Origin of the sequence: Vibrio sp. S234-5 (genome assembly GCF_000960595.1) — a bacterium.
In the GTDB taxonomy this organism is placed as follows: domain Bacteria; phylum Pseudomonadota; class Gammaproteobacteria; order Enterobacterales; family Vibrionaceae; genus Vibrio.
This window is the reverse complement of sequence record NZ_JZAM01000228.1, coordinates 152,976-167,439: the sequence shown is the minus strand read 5'-3', so window position 1 is coordinate 167,439 and position 14,464 is coordinate 152,976. Positions and strand designations below refer to the sequence as shown.

The window sequence follows — 14,464 nt, the reverse complement described above, 5'->3', positions numbered from 1 at the left end:
GAAGAGCCGTATCAAAGATACTGACTTCGCCAAAGAGACGACTCAATTGACCAAAACACAAATTCTGTCGCAAGCATCCAGTTCGATTCTTGCTCAGGCGAAACAAGCGCCAAACTCAGCGCTTAGCTTACTGGGTTAGTAGAGATTGAGAAAAAGCTAAGTAAGTGGTTACTTAGCTTTTTCTCCTTAACTGGCAACGATTTCGACATCACGTATATGTCTGGTTTGGCACAAGATGAAAGGAGAGGAATATCGCATAAATGGTTTCAATAAATACCAACGTGTCTGCGATGGTCTCCCAGCGATATCTGGGTAACGCAGCAGGTCAGGTGGCTGAAACCCAAAAAAATCTGAGTTCCGGATCAAGAATCAATAGTGCAAGTGATGATGCTGCAGGCATGCAAATCGCCAATACCTTACATGTGCAAATACGAGGTTTGGATATGGCGCTGACCAATGCAAATAACGCCTATTCAGTGGCACAAACCGCTGAAGGGGCATTGCAGGAAAGCAGTGCGATACTGCAGAGATTACGGTCGCTCTCTTTGCAATCCGCTAACGGCTCGAATACCGACGATGATCGTCAGAGTATGCAGCAGGAAACGGTGATGCTAAAAGATGAAATGGATAGAATCGCTAGAACCACAACCTTTGCCGGTGCTGAATTGTTTAACGGCAAATTTGGTTCTAAAAGTTTTCATCTTGGCGCGAATGCAAACTCCATCACACTGACATTAAACAACATGCGTACCCAGACACCTGAAATGGGCGGGCGTCACTATCTAGCAGATGTGAGTCTCTCCCCTGATTGGCAGGTCGCAAAAGATTCTCGGCAACTCAATTTTACTTATCAGGATGCGGGTGGTGAGGAGCAGAAGATACAGCTTTCCTTAAAACCTGGAGATAATCTTGAAGAAGTTGCGACTTATATCAACGCACACCAAGATGTCGTGAACTCATCGGTAACCCAAGATGGCAGATTGCAGTTGTATGTCTCAAATCGTGACGCGCCAGATGGAGTAGAGATAAGCGGCAGTTTTAACAGTGAAGTAGATATTGAGGAGCATAACGAGATTACTCTCGATGATCTTGATATTAGTACAGTGGGTAACGCTCAACTGGCAGTCGCAGTGTTAGATAGTGCAATTAAATACGTTGATTCTCATCGGAGTGAAATTGGTGGTTTTCAAAACCGAGTATCGGGAACAATGGACAATTTGCAAAATATTCATCGCAATGTCACTGCATCAAAAGGAAGGATAGAGGACGTCGACTTTGCTAGAGAGTCAACTGCTTTAGTAAAATCGCAGTTCCGCCAGCAAGCCACCTCTGCTTTATTGGCTCAGGCCAAACAATCACCAAGCGGCGCGATAGGATTACTGGCATAAACAAAAAACGCTGCAATTTGCAGCGTTTTTTTGTGTTCAGCTCTAAGTAAAAATAATTACTTAGTCACGCGTAGAACTGGCGTTTCACCGACAACCACAGAACCAGAAAGTTTGTTCAACTCTTTGATTTCATCCATGTTAGAGATAACAACAGGAGTTAGGGTTGATTTTGCTTTCTCTTCAAGGAGCGCTAGGTCGAACTCAATCACAGTGTCGCCTGCTTTTACAGTTTGACCTTCTTCTGCGATACGCTTGAAGCCTTCACCTTTCAGCTCAACGGTATCGATCCCGAAGTGAACGAAAAGCTCAACACCATCGTCAGACTCGATAGAGAACGCGTGGTTGGTTTCGAAGATCTTACCGATAGTACCGTTTACAGGAGCAACCATCTTGTTGCCTGCTGGTTTGATAGCGATACCATCGCCGACGATTTTCTCAGCAAAAACAACATCTGGCACATCTTCAATGTTTACGATTTCACCAGACAAAGGTGCGATGATCTCGATTGCACCAGCATCAGCGCTGTCATCAGATACAAGCTTCTTAAGTTTATCAAACAGACCCATTGTGTCATGCTCCTAAGGTTTAGTTTTATTCTGTCGAATTATAGTATACCAATCCGAGTTGTTAGACGACTTTTTTTAGTCGCCTAACGTACTCTATAAACTCGAATTTTGGCTGCAGATTACTTCGCGTGCACTGCGATGAATTTTTCTACACACGCTTCAATTTCTGCAGCGGTTGGCAAGGTAAGAGCTTCTTCTGCCATTGCTTTTACTGCTGCAAAGTTTGCGTTGCGGATTACTTTTTTCACTTTTGGAATTGAGATACCGCTCATAGAGAACTCATCTAGCCCCATCCCTAATAGTAGTAGAGTTGCGCGCTCATCACCCGCTAATTCGCCACACATACCAGTCCATTTGCCTTCAGCATGAGATGCATCAATAACTTGTTTGATAACTGTCAGTACTGCTGGTGAAAGTGGGTTGTAAAGATGAGAAATCATCTCATTACCACGATCAACCGCGAGTGTATACTGGGTCAGATCGTTGGTACCGATTGAGAAGAATGACACTTCTTTGGCTAAGTGATGTGCAATCGCTGCTGCTGCTGGTGTCTCAACCATGACACCGATTTCGATGTTCTCGTCAAAAGCCAAACCTTCAGCACGCAGTTCTGCTTTGTACTCTTCGATAGCCTCTTTCAGTGCGCGAATTTCTTCAACAGAGATGATCATTGGGAACATGATACGCAGTTTACCGTGTGCTGATGCACGCAGAATACCACGTACCTGGTCACGTAGAATTTCACGACGATCCAAGCTAATACGTACAGCGCGCCAGCCAAGGAACGGGTTCATCTCTTTTGGTAGCTCCATGTATGGCAGATCTTTGTCGCCACCGATGTCCATAGTACGGATAATCACCGCTTGACCTTCCATTGCTTGTGCAACTTCTTTGTATGCTTGGTACTGCTCTTCTTCAGTCGGCAGAGCGTCGCGGTCCATGAACAAAAACTCGGTACGATACAGACCAACACCTTCACCGCCGTTGCGGATGATGCCGTCACAGTCTTTCACTGTACCGATATTGCCGCAAACTTCTACACGATGGCCGTCTAGAGTTTCTGCGTGTAGATCTTTCAGTTTCGCCAGCTCTTCTTTCTCAGCAAGGAAAGCTGCTTTGACCGCTTTGGCTTCTTCGAGCTGAGTTTCTGAAGGGTTAACGATAATTTTGTTATTCATCGCGTCAAGAATCAGCATGTCGCCATTTTTAACACGTTTGGTAATGTCGTTTGTACCAACAATGGCTGGCAACTCAAGTGAGCGTGCCATGATCGAAGTATGCGATGTACGACCGCCAATATCACAAGCAAAGCCTAACACGTAGTCTAGGTTGATTTGCGCCGTTTCAGACGGTGTCAGGTCGTAAGCGACCAAGATAACTTGTTCATTGATATCGCTGAGCGAAACAATGTTGATACCAAGGGCGTTTTTGACAAAACGAGAACCGATATCACGGATGTCCGTGGCGCGTTCCTTCAGGTACTCATCATCAAGAGACTCAAGAGCCGTTGCTTGCTCTTCGATAACGGTATGAATTGCGTTATCCGCTGTCATCTTGTCATTCTTGATGAGCGCTAGGATCTCTTCTTCTAGCTCTTCATCTTCAAGAAGCATGATGTGACCTTCGAAGATCGCTTCCTTCTCTTCACCAAACGTTTCTAATGCTTTCTGCTTGATGGTTTCTAGCTGAGCAGAAGATTTGGAACGGGCATCGTAGAAACGCTTAACTTCAGCGTCTACTTGCTCTGCGGTGATAGTGTTAGTGTTTAGGACAATTTCATCTTCTTGAAGTAGTAGTGCTTTACCAATTGCAATACCAGGAGATGCCAGGATGCCTGAAATCATAGCCTTACCTTAAGTTGGTCAAACGTAAACGGGAATGTGTGACTAAATCGCTAACGAAAACTGTAGCCGACTAATCGGATTTTATCTTCAAACAAAGCCATTTAGTTGGCTAAATGGCTTTGTTGAGGAGAACAGGATTAGTGAAGTTGAGCCATAAGAGCAACTAGGTGGTCAACTGCTTGTTTAGCCTGTGGGCCTTCAGCAGAAATTGTAACTACAGTGCCTTTCACTAGGCCAAGAGTTTGCAGTTTGAACAGACTTTTGGCGCTTGCGCTTTTGCCGTTAGAAGTCACAGTGATATCCGCATCAAAAGCTTTTGCTTCTTTTACGAACTGCGCAGCTGGACGAGTGTGAAGACCGTTTTCTGCTGTGATTTCTACTTGCTTCTCGTACATGTGATATACCCCAATTGATTGTATTTTTGTTGATAGTGACAAGTTTTAGCTTAACTGCTTTATTCGATGCCCGCTAGCGACGGGGTACGGTAAGCATGTTGAAGCTGACGCGAGTCAAAATTTTCTGCAACTCGTTACCTAAGAGGTTACATAGTTGTTATAAATTATTTTGAAGCTTAAAATAAAACATCCCGATATTACCAAAGGTGAGGCAGGGATCAACAAAAAAGCCCCTGAATGGGGCTTTTTTAAACGAAAAATTGATTTGGATTCGTATTACTGTTGGTTCTCTTTCTCGGTGAAAATCCCTGCAAAAAGTGCCGTGCTCAGATAACGTTCACCTGAGCTTGGTAGCACAGTTACAATGGTTTTTCCTTCAAATTCAGGCAGTTCAGCAAGGCGGTTTGCCGCAACGACAGCTGCGCCTGACGAAATTCCCGCCAGAATGCCTTCTTCTTCCATCAGGCGACGAGCCATCTCAATCGCTTCGTCTGATGTAACGGTTTCGACGCGGTCAATCATCTCTAAATCTAGGTTGCCAGGAATGAAACCTGCGCCGATACCTTGAATTTTGTGTGGCGCTGGTTTGATTTCCTCACCCGCAAGCGCTTGGCTAATGACAGGAGATTCCGCTGGTTCAACGGCAACAGAGATGATCGCTTTGCCTTTCTCGCCTTTGATGTAACGGCTAGTACCCGTTAATGTACCACCAGTACCCACACCAGCAACGAATACGTCTACCTGGCCATCGGTGGCTTCCCAAATTTCAGGGCCTGTCGTTTTTTCGTGGATCTGTGGGTTAGCTGGGTTATTAAACTGTTGTAGTAGCAGATATTTTTCTGGGTTGCTGGCTACGATCTCTTCGGCTTTGGCGATTGCCCCTTTCATGCCTTTCGCCGCTTCGGTCAGTTCGAGGTTTGCCCCCAGCGCTTTGAGAAGTTTACGACGCTCAAGGCTCATTGATTCTGGCATTGTCAGCGTTAATTTGTAGCCACGAGCAGCGGCGACGAATGCCAACGCAACACCGGTATTTCCGCTGGTTGGCTCGACGAGCTCGACACCAGATTTAAGCGTTCCTGCCTTCTCGGCTTCCCAAATCATATTTGCACCGATTCGGCATTTAACGCTGAAGCTTGGGTTGCGTGATTCAATCTTGGCTAGCACTTTACCCTTGCTAACTTTGTTTAGGCGTACCAAGGGCGTATTGCCAATGGTCAGAGAGTTGTCTTCGTAGATTTTGCTCATGGTGATGTTCCTTCATTACACGTTTAGTGAATATGGCAAAAGAATATGCTGGTTATAAACAACGGAAAAGGATTAAAAAGTTATATCTTATGAGGGTGGACGTTGTTGGAACGAAATGTTGCCAGACGAGACAAACTCGCTCATCTGGCACAAGTTCAACGTTTAAATTCATTTACCCACATGGCCGTTGCACCGCATACCGCAATGGGCATGACGAACAGATTCAAAATCGGGATGGAGGTGAATATCGAAACCACGGCACCAAAGGTGTAGGCTTTGGTTTGATTTTGTTTCAAAGTATTTCTCATGTGGTTAAAAGGCACTTTGTGGTTATCAAACGGATAGTCACAATATTGAATGGCAAGCATCCAAGCCGTGAAGATAAACCACAGCACGGGGCCGAGCGTTTGCCCGAGTGCAGGAATCAGCAGCAGTAGAAATAAGCCAATCACTTTCGGTAGAACATAAAGAAGCTTACGCCACTCACGGGCGAGCACGCGAGGAACGTCTTTGATCACCGCCGCAATGCCCTCGTCATTCAGCGATTGACCAGTGAGCGCCTCTTCCACCTTTTCGGCCAATAAACCGTTGAATGGCGCGGCGATAAAATTCGCTAAGGTGCTAAAGAAATAGGAAAACGTTGCAATGATGGTGAGAGCCAACAAAGGCCACAACACGTAACTTAGCCAAGACAAAAACTCGGGCAACTGACCAATCCAATTGTCAATCCAACCATTTAGGTGTGAGAAGAGGTAGTAAAGTGCACCGCCGACCAGCAGCAGATTCGCTAACAGTGGCAAAATAATGAAGCGTCGGATACGTGGCGCAAAGGCCAGTTCGAGGCCGTAGAAAAAGTAGCCAAACCCACTGCGTTGATTGTACTCAGTATTCATCTCGTTGTTCTGCAAAAGAAATAGAACGTTTATTGTACTCAACTTGCGAGAGAAAAAAAGCGTGGAAGAAATCACACCAATTACGGAACTTATGACATTAATTTGTTCTAACTCTCTTGTTATCTTTGGTAAAGTAACACGATAATGATGTTTTAACTGACCCGTAGAGACCTTTCAACGTTTTTGTCACTGGTGTGTCTTGGGGAATATGAGAGTAAAAAATGCAGGAATTGCGATTCGTACTCATTGTTGTCGGTGCTCTGGCAATTGCAGCGTTGCTGTGTCACGGATTATGGACGAGCAAAAAAGAGGGAAAAGCCAAGTTCGGTGATAAGCCACTGAGTAAACTGGATTTGAGTGAGAACGAAACGCAGGAAAATACACTTAGCGTCGCGCCTGAAGATGATTTTGAAATTATCCGCAAAGAGCGTAAAGAGCCTGCGTTTGAAGAGAACATGCCTTTCTCACCAGATCCTTTAATTGGTGATCCATTGATCGACGATCTCGATACCCAAGATAGAAAGTTCGCAGAGCCTGCACAAGCTGTACAAAATGATGAGGTTGAGGTTGAGGTTACGCCAAGTTTTTCTGCATCAGAGGTCAGTGAGTCTTATGGCGAAGAACCGATTTTTCCCTCCGAACAAGCTGGGCCAAAACAGAGTGTAGCTCAGGCAGAAGAAACTCAGTCAGACCCTGAACCTGAGATGGAAGTGATCGTTTTAAATGTTCACTGTGCAGGAGAGGATCCTTTTGTTGGTACTCGACTGTTTGACAGCATGCAGCAAAATGGCCTGATTTACGGCGAAATGGACATTTTCCATCGCCATGCAGATTTATCTGGGAACGGAAAGGTACTCTTTAGTGTTGCCAATATGATGCACCCAGGCACATTAAAACACGATGATCCGGCGACTTTTTCCACCAAAGGTATTTCGTTTTTCATGACGCTGCCTTGCTATGGTGATGCCGAGCAGAATTTCAAGCTGATGCTGAAAACTGCCCAGCAGATTGCTGACGACTTGGGGGGCAATGTGCTTGACGACCGTCGCAATCTCATGACTCCCGACAGATTGGCCGCATATAGACGCCAAATTGTTGAGTTCAAGACCACAAAGTCTTAAGCTTCCTTACTAACCGTCAGGGCTCCCAAGGGAGCCCTTTTTTACAGTGCTCAAGGACTGGAAGATGTCTGAATCGATATTGAATAGACTAGAAGAACTCAAACAACAACTCCATTACCATGCATTTCGCTATTATGTCGAAGATAACCCGGAAATTCCCGACGCAGAATATGACCGAATGATGCGCGAGTTGATCGACATTGAAACTGCCCATCCCGATTTAGTGACCCTAGATTCACCAAGCCGCCGAGTCGGTGGTATGCCGCTTGAGAGCTTTGATCAAGTTACACATGAAATCCCAATGTTGTCTCTAGACAACGCGTTTAGCGATGAAGAGCTGGCCGCTTTCCACAAACGCGCTCAGGACAGATTAGCGGGTTCGTCTATTGACGTGTTTTGCTGCGAGCCAAAACTGGACGGTTTAGCCGTGAGTCTACTCTATGAAAATGGCATCTTAGTTCAGGCTGCGACTCGCGGGGACGGAACAACAGGGGAGAACATCTCTGAAAATGTTCGTACCATCCCGTCTGTGCCATTAAAGCTGAATGGTCAAGGCTGGCCAGCTCGCCTTGAAGTTCGCGGAGAGGTCTTTATGCCGAAAGCCGGTTTTGAGCAGCTCAACGAAAAAGCGCGTAAAAAAGGCGAGAAGGTGTTCGTTAACCCGCGCAATGCAGCTGCGGGCAGTTTGCGTCAACTGGATTCACGTATCACCGCATCACGGCCGTTGGCATTTTACGCATACAGTGTTGGTTTAGTTGCGGGGACAGAACTCTCTTCTAGTCATTACCAGCGCTTTTTGCAGCTTAAGGAGTGGGGGCTGCCAATGTGCCCCCAGACCCAAAAGGTGTCAGGGCTGGATGAAGTGCGCGCCTACTATGCTGATATTCTTGCTCATCGCGACGCACTGCCTTACGAGATAGACGGTGTAGTGATCAAAATCGACGATATCGCCGTTCAAGAACAACTTGGGTTTGTGGCGCGTGCACCACGTTGGGCGATTGCCTACAAGTTTCCCGCGCAAGAAGAGATCACTATCTTAAATGATGTGGAGTTTCAGGTCGGTCGTACAGGCGCTATTACACCCGTTGCAAAGCTGGAGCCTATTTTTGTCGGCGGTGTTACGGTGAGTAACGCCACCTTGCACAATGCCGATGAGATAGCCCGTCTTGGTGTGATGATTGGTGATAGTGTGGTGATTCGCCGTGCTGGGGACGTGATCCCGCAGGTTGTTTCTGTCGTTCGTGATCGCCGCACGGGCAGAGAACAGCCAATAGAGTTTCCTAATAATTGCCCAGTCTGCCACTCTCATGTTGAGAGAGTAGAAGGGGAAGCTGTCTCCCGATGCACTGGGGGGCTGGTATGCCAGGCGCAGCGTAAAGAAGCGCTGAAACATTTTGTCTCCCGCAAGGCTCTTGATGTTGATGGTTTAGGCGAAAAAGTGATTGAACAATTGGTCGACCGAGAAATGGTCGAGACGCCAGCGGATCTCTTCCGATTGTCGGCTGGAGTACTGACGGTGTTGGATCGTATGGGGCCTAAATCGGCACAAAATGTGGTAAACGCTCTAAATAAAGCGAAACACACCACATTACCACGCTTTCTCTACTCACTCGGTATCCGAGAAGTCGGAGAGGCGACGGCTGCGAATCTCGCTCGACATTTTAAAACGTTGGACAAGTTGCAAGTCGCGACCCATGAAGAGCTGATTGAGGTGCAAGATATTGGTGATGTCGTGGCTAGCCATATCACGGCATTTTTCTCGGAAGAAAAGAACCAAGCGGTGGTGCAAGATCTGCTTGCTCAGGGAGTCCACTGGCCTGATATTGTCGAGCCAAGTACTCAAATACAGCAGCCTTTGGCAGGGAAAGTCGTTGTTTTAACCGGAACGCTGACTCAACTTAATCGTGATGAAGCTAAAGCGGCACTTGAATCTCTGGGAGCCAAAGTGACAGGGAGTGTCTCCAAAAAAACAGATATACTCTTTGCTGGCGAAGCGGCAGGATCCAAGTTAGTTAAAGCGCAAGAACTTGGGATTGAGATAAGAAGCGAACAAGATCTCCTCGCTTTACTATAAAGAACAAAACCCAGAGAAATCTAAAACCCTCTAAAGGAAACTTTAGAGGGTTATTTTTTTATCAAAAATAATCCCGTCCACAATAGGAGAACAACCCTTGCAGATTCTGCTGTGAGCAACCTCTCCACTTGATTTCATTTTGTTTTTCACTCTCAAAAATGCGACGCACTTCAACGTGTTTGTTTTATTTTGTTGTTTTAAAAGGGGTTTTCTGGTTTTTGCTGTGTCGGATGAAAATTAGATCTTGATCAATCTAGAGCAGAGAAATTTGGGGTTGCTCATATTTTTTTAGAAAAAAAATAAGTTCTGATTGGATGTTTTACGCCGCGAAGTTAGTCTATGGACATGGATACACACGGTGTATGCAGGAAATAACAAAAACCAAAATTAGCAATAATGCGGTTTTCACAGGAAATGATTTCTCCCCTTCGGCGGCCAACTAAAGGTGAGAAAGACAATACAGCTATATCCATTTTTAGGAGTTTTCCATGGACAAAATGTTTAAACGTACTCTTCTAGGCGCAGCCGTTGCAGCAGCTGCAATCTCTGGTTCTGCGAATGCTGCTGTTGAATTAAACGGTAAAGCAGTTCAGTTCTACGGCCAAGCAGCAGGCTTCGTTACAATCGCTTCTCCAGACAAAGGTGACAACTCAGTTACCGCAACAATTGAGTCACGCATTGGTTTCCGTGGCGTGGTTGAGTTTGAAGATTTCGGACCGAACCTACTATGGCAAATCGAAGGTGGTAACGCTAACCACGGCGGGTTTGATTCAGCTACACCATGGACACACAATGACAACGGCCAACTGGGTGCTCGTGACACTTATCTAGGTCTAGGTTTTGACGGTGTTGGTTCAATTAAGTACGGTCGTCAACTTGTTGCTGCGTACAACTACGTAGACTGGCCACACTCAAACCCTGGTTTAGGTAACGTGTTTGACTGGAACAACGATATCGGCGCAGGCTATCAAGATCGCGCGGACAATGTTATCCGCTTTGATTCAGAAACGTTTGGTGGCTTCAACTATCAAGTCACGCTCAGTGGCATGGAAAAAACTACAGATGCGCTTGTTGTGAGTATTGGTGCTTCTTATCAAGCAGGCCCAGTTAATATTCACGGTGGTTACTATACTCAAGCAGAATACACAGAGAAAGTGAATAATGTAGACACCAAAAAAGGTGACATCAACTACGCAATTATTGGTGCAAGCGCAGGCTTTGATTCATTGACTATTACGGGCGCTGTTAAACTCATGAACAACGAGTTGGCAGACAAAGAGCAGATGGCATACTCTGCGACTGCGCAGTACGTCAACAACTCTTGGGTTTACAAGCTGGGCCTAGCAGGTACAACCGATTCTGAAACGAAAGGCAAAGCAGACAAAGATACCGCAGACCTTGCAGTATCAGCACGTCTAGGTTACTTGCTACCAAGCACTTACCTGTTTATGGATCTACGTAACTACAAGATGAACAATGCTGACGGTTTCGACAGCAACCTACTTATCGGTGCGGAATACTACTTCTAAGAAGTAGATGAGTTCCTGTTAGCAATGTAGTACTGTTTTCGAGCACCTTTATCGGTGCTCGATTTTTTTGGAGAATTAACATGAATTTTCGAACTTCGGCCTTGTTGCTAGTGAGCACAGTGTGTTCTGGTGCCGCACTTGCTGGCGTGCAAGTGAATTTATCTAAAGACGTTGAACTACTGGCGGTGAATGGGGAAGAAATAGGTTTACGTCTATTTAGTAAAAGTGAACTGCAGTTAGAAGATGGTCTCAATCAAATTGTTGTGCGTGCTTCTAAGTTAGTGCATCAGGCAAACGGCGAATTTGAAAAGTTCAATTCAGACCCAGTTATCATTACATTTGACGGTAAAGATCAGAAAATTCAGCTATCTCCACAAGGCAATATTGCAACGACGACAGATGCAGACCATTTTAATCAACAGCCTTATTTTACCCTGAGTTCTTCTTCTCCTGATGTTCAAGTAGAGCAAGAACTGTTGCCACGCGGCCCGGGCATAACGCGTGATTATGAAAAAGAGATCGCTCGTTTCAACGCTCAGCGCAATATCCCAATTGATAAAGCATCGATGGAAAGCCAGTTTTCTGAAAAACAGAAGCAGGCTACTGAAGAAGTAATGCCTGCGAACGTAAAGTCTAACAGCTTAAAAATGGTTAAAGCTCAGTACCTTGCTTTGACGGAAGAGGAAAGAAAACAGTTTCTTTCCTGGGCGGTCGCGCAGTAATCGCGTGTTAGACGGATGTGATGGTTATAGAAACAGGCTGGGGGAGTATCGCCCCAGCCAGCAGATTATTGAGTTTTCTCAAGCACGAGAATAATTCCTTCCATCGCGACAATTTTCACTTTACTGCCGGATGGTATATGAGTTGTCGACTTCGCAGACCAAGTTGTATCGGCAATCCGAATTCGGTTCATTCCTACCTGAATATCTTCTTCGAGAATCAATTCTTGGCCAACGAGCTGCTTCTGCTTTTGGTTGAGATCTCGGCAGGCGTCGCTTTGCTTATCATGCTTTAATTGGCGTCGCCACCAAATCCACGTTGTCGCCAGTGAAAAGGCGGCGAAGGCGCTCCATTGCACTGGCCAACCTAATGGCATTAATGAAAGTAGCAGACCAACGGCGAGCGCAGAAATACCGAACCAGAGAAAATAACCTGCCGTACCGAGTAGTTCGACGGCCAATAAGGCCAGCCCGAAAGCCAGCCAATGCCAGTGATTCATGCCTTCGAGTAATTCGACCAAGTTGCCTCCTTAGTGGTTGTCTTTGCTGTGTTTAAACATTTCAGCAATGCCAGCGATTGACCCCATCAAACCCGTTGCTTCAAGTGGCAACATGATGACTTTGCCGTTTTCCGCTTGGCCAATCGCCTTTAACGCGTCGGTATACCCTTGGGCAATAAAGTAGTTAACGGCTTGCATATCCCCTTTGGCGATCGCTTCTGAAACCATAGTTGTTGCTTTGGCTTCTGCCTCGGCGGCACGTTCACGCGCTTCTGCTTTTAAAATGGCGGCTTGCTTTTCCCCTTCGGCTTTTAAAATTTCCGACTGTTTTTGACCTTCGGCGCGTAGAATCTGTGCTTGGCGAACCCCTTCTGCTTCAAGTACTTCTGCGCGTTTATTCCGTTCTGCTTTCATTTGTGCGTTCATCGCGGCCGTTAGGTCGGCTGGTGGTTGAACGTCCTTGATTTCGATACGAGTGACTTTGATCCCCCAAGGATTGGTTGCTTGGTCAACAATTGAGAGCAACTTGGTGTTAATCATGTCACGTTGGCTGAGCATTTCATCCAGCTCCATAGAGCCGAGTACGGTACGCATGTTGGTCAGGGTTAAGTTGCGGATTGCGTGTTCAAGATCGTTGACTTCATAGGCTGCGCGAGCAGCATCTATGACCTGAATAAAGCACACGGCATCGATGGTGACATTCGCGTTGTCTTTTGAGATGACTTCTTGAGCAGGAATATCGAGCACTCGCTCCATCATATTGATTTTATGGCCGACCGAATCAATAAAAGGAATAATTAAGTTAAGTCCTGGCTTGAGAGTTTGTGTGTAGCGGCCAAAACGCTCCACTGTCCAGTTATTCCCTTGTGGGACCGTTTTGACGCCAGCAGCAATAAAAACGATAACAACGAAAACAAGTATGGCTATGGTGATCATAGAGTCTATAGGCATGAGAAAGTCCTTGGTGATAAATAATTTATGCAATTGGTTTATTTTTGCTTATTTTGTAAACAAAAACAACGTGATAAATGCGAACTTACCCCCGTTTCAGATAAAATAAAAGCCGGTAAATTCCGGCTGTAAATTATTGATTTAATTTAAGTAAGTAGGAGCTAATTTAGTAGAGGATCGAGTAGAGCTGGCGACGATAGCGACTGGCGATCGCATTGCCTTGCCCAAGCGCTGAGAGGATGTCCATAAACGTCTTCTTCACCTCGCCATCACCGATATTGAGGTTAGTTTTCAACTGGCTCCATAGCATCTCCAACGCTTCTTCCTCACGTCCTACGTGTTGGTATTGCACCGCTAGCTCACAGGCAAGCGTGTGGTTTGTTGGATCATTTTGATAGTCAAGCTCGAGTTTTTGAATTTCAGGGCTATTGGCAGCTTGCTTTTGTAACTCCAATTTTGCTTGTAGGCCTTTGAAATAGTTGTCTTGGTACTCAAGCGGAATGGATGACAGCAGTCGTTCGGCTGCTTCTGCCTGATTCGCTTCCAGCAGGCAGTCTGCCATGGCCAGTTTAACGTCACCACGTTGTTGTAGTTCAACTGGCAAAGTACGCAAAGTACTTAGCGCTTGTGGATACAAACCGTTTTGCATCTCTTCGATAGCTTGCTGCAGTGCGAGTTCTTCGGTGGAGGGAAGATGCTTGCCAAGCATAGCTTGAATCGCCTCAATAGATTGAGCACCGCCAAGACCATCGACCGCTTGGCCATTAACAAACAGAGCGATAGTGGGGAGTACCTGCACACCGAATTGAGCTGCGATCGGACCTTGGGTTTGGCAGTCCAGCAGCGCTAAGGTAAAAGCACCTTGATATTGTTGGGCCAACTGGCGCAGAGCGGGCAGTATCTCGGTACTCTCTGGATAAGCATTCGCCCAGAAATGAATCAAAATCGGTGTCTGCGCTGAGCGCTCTAGGATTTCACGAAAATTTTGTTCGTTGATATCAACAATAAAAGGGGAGTGCATGTCAGGATCCTTGTTGAATGTATAACGGCTTTACAAGATATGGGGGAGCTAGTCCGCATTTTCAAGCATAAAAAAACGCTGCATAGAGCAGCGTTTAGTGGCGTGGCAAGCGAAAGTGCCTAAATAAGAAGAAATATTGTCAGCACCACACCTACACTCAACCAGTTGAGTTGATTTAGTGTCATATTGAAACATGTCTTGTATGCGTAGATTAGGTG

14 protein-coding genes are annotated in these 14,464 nt (G+C 45.9%); 6 read left to right on the top strand and 8 right to left on the bottom strand.

The genetic code is table 11. The features are described 5' to 3' along the window. Both UF06_RS24530 and UF06_RS14375 read left to right on the top strand, forming a co-directional pair. Positions 1-139: flagellin (locus UF06_RS24530; RefSeq protein ID WP_264299427.1), on the top strand; the 139-nt coding region annotated here is incomplete at its 5' end. Between the two features lie 121 nt (positions 140-260). Further along, the gene (locus UF06_RS14375) at positions 261-1,388 is read left to right on the top strand and encodes a flagellin (RefSeq protein ID WP_045571050.1); all 1,128 of its coding nucleotides are present in this window, start codon (positions 261-263) and stop codon (positions 1,386-1,388) included. Between the two features lie 56 nt (positions 1,389-1,444). Here UF06_RS14375 and crr read toward each other — a convergent pair whose 3' ends face one another. From crr to cysZ, 5 genes are all read right to left on the bottom strand, one after another. After that, on the bottom strand, positions 1,445-1,954 hold the full coding sequence (gene crr / locus UF06_RS14370; RefSeq protein WP_039424649.1) for a PTS glucose transporter subunit IIA: 510 nt from the start codon (positions 1,952-1,954) through the stop codon (positions 1,445-1,447). A gap of 119 nt (positions 1,955-2,073) precedes the next feature. Continuing rightward, positions 2,074-3,798: a phosphoenolpyruvate-protein phosphotransferase PtsI gene (gene ptsI / locus UF06_RS14365; RefSeq protein ID WP_045571049.1), complete on the bottom strand. Its 1,725-nt coding sequence runs from the start codon at positions 3,796-3,798 to the stop codon at positions 2,074-2,076. Positions 3,799-3,935: 137 nt separating this feature from the next. Then, positions 3,936-4,193: an HPr family phosphocarrier protein gene (locus UF06_RS14360; RefSeq protein WP_045571048.1), complete on the bottom strand. Its 258-nt coding sequence runs from the start codon at positions 4,191-4,193 to the stop codon at positions 3,936-3,938. A 276-nt stretch (positions 4,194-4,469) separates the two neighbouring features. Beyond that, entirely contained in the window at positions 4,470-5,438 is a 969-nt protein-coding gene (cysK, locus tag UF06_RS14355; RefSeq protein WP_045571047.1) for a cysteine synthase A, read from the bottom strand. A 155-nt stretch (positions 5,439-5,593) separates the two neighbouring features. Continuing rightward, positions 5,594-6,331, bottom strand: coding sequence for a sulfate transporter CysZ (gene cysZ / locus UF06_RS14350; RefSeq protein ID WP_045571046.1), 738 nt, complete (start codon positions 6,329-6,331; stop codon positions 5,594-5,596). 221 nt (positions 6,332-6,552) lie between these two features. Here cysZ and zipA point away from each other — a divergent pair, with 221 nt between their 5' ends. From zipA to UF06_RS14330, 4 genes are all read left to right on the top strand, one after another. Beyond that, complete coding sequence (gene zipA, locus UF06_RS14345) at positions 6,553-7,452, top strand: cell division protein ZipA (RefSeq protein WP_045571045.1); 900 nt, start codon at positions 6,553-6,555, stop codon at positions 7,450-7,452. Positions 7,453-7,516: 64 nt separating this feature from the next. Then, positions 7,517-9,526 carry an NAD-dependent DNA ligase LigA gene (gene ligA, locus UF06_RS14340; RefSeq protein ID WP_045571044.1) on the top strand — a complete coding sequence of 670 codons (2,010 nt, stop codon included), beginning with the start codon at positions 7,517-7,519 and terminating at the stop codon, positions 9,524-9,526. A 488-nt stretch (positions 9,527-10,014) separates the two neighbouring features. Next, positions 10,015-11,055, top strand: coding sequence for a porin (locus UF06_RS14335; RefSeq protein WP_045571043.1), 1,041 nt, complete (start codon positions 10,015-10,017; stop codon positions 11,053-11,055). Between the two features lie 80 nt (positions 11,056-11,135). Further along, a complete protein-coding gene (locus UF06_RS14330; protein WP_052702564.1) occupies positions 11,136-11,777 on the top strand; it encodes a DUF2057 domain-containing protein in 642 nt (213 codons plus the stop codon). 65 nt (positions 11,778-11,842) lie between these two features. Here the strand turns inward: UF06_RS14330 and UF06_RS14325 are convergent, their stop codons facing one another. The 3 genes from UF06_RS14325 to UF06_RS14315 form a co-directional block, all read right to left on the bottom strand. Beyond that, entirely contained in the window at positions 11,843-12,295 is a 453-nt protein-coding gene (locus UF06_RS14325) for an NfeD family protein (protein ID WP_045571042.1), read from the bottom strand. Positions 12,296-12,304: 9 nt separating this feature from the next. After that, entirely contained in the window at positions 12,305-13,210 is a 906-nt protein-coding gene (locus UF06_RS14320; protein WP_171816734.1) for an SPFH domain-containing protein, read from the bottom strand. Between the two features lie 181 nt (positions 13,211-13,391). Next, on the bottom strand, positions 13,392-14,246 hold the full coding sequence (locus UF06_RS14315) for a co-chaperone YbbN (RefSeq protein ID WP_045571040.1): 855 nt from the start codon (positions 14,244-14,246) through the stop codon (positions 13,392-13,394). Between the last annotated feature and the right edge of the window lie 218 nt (positions 14,247-14,464).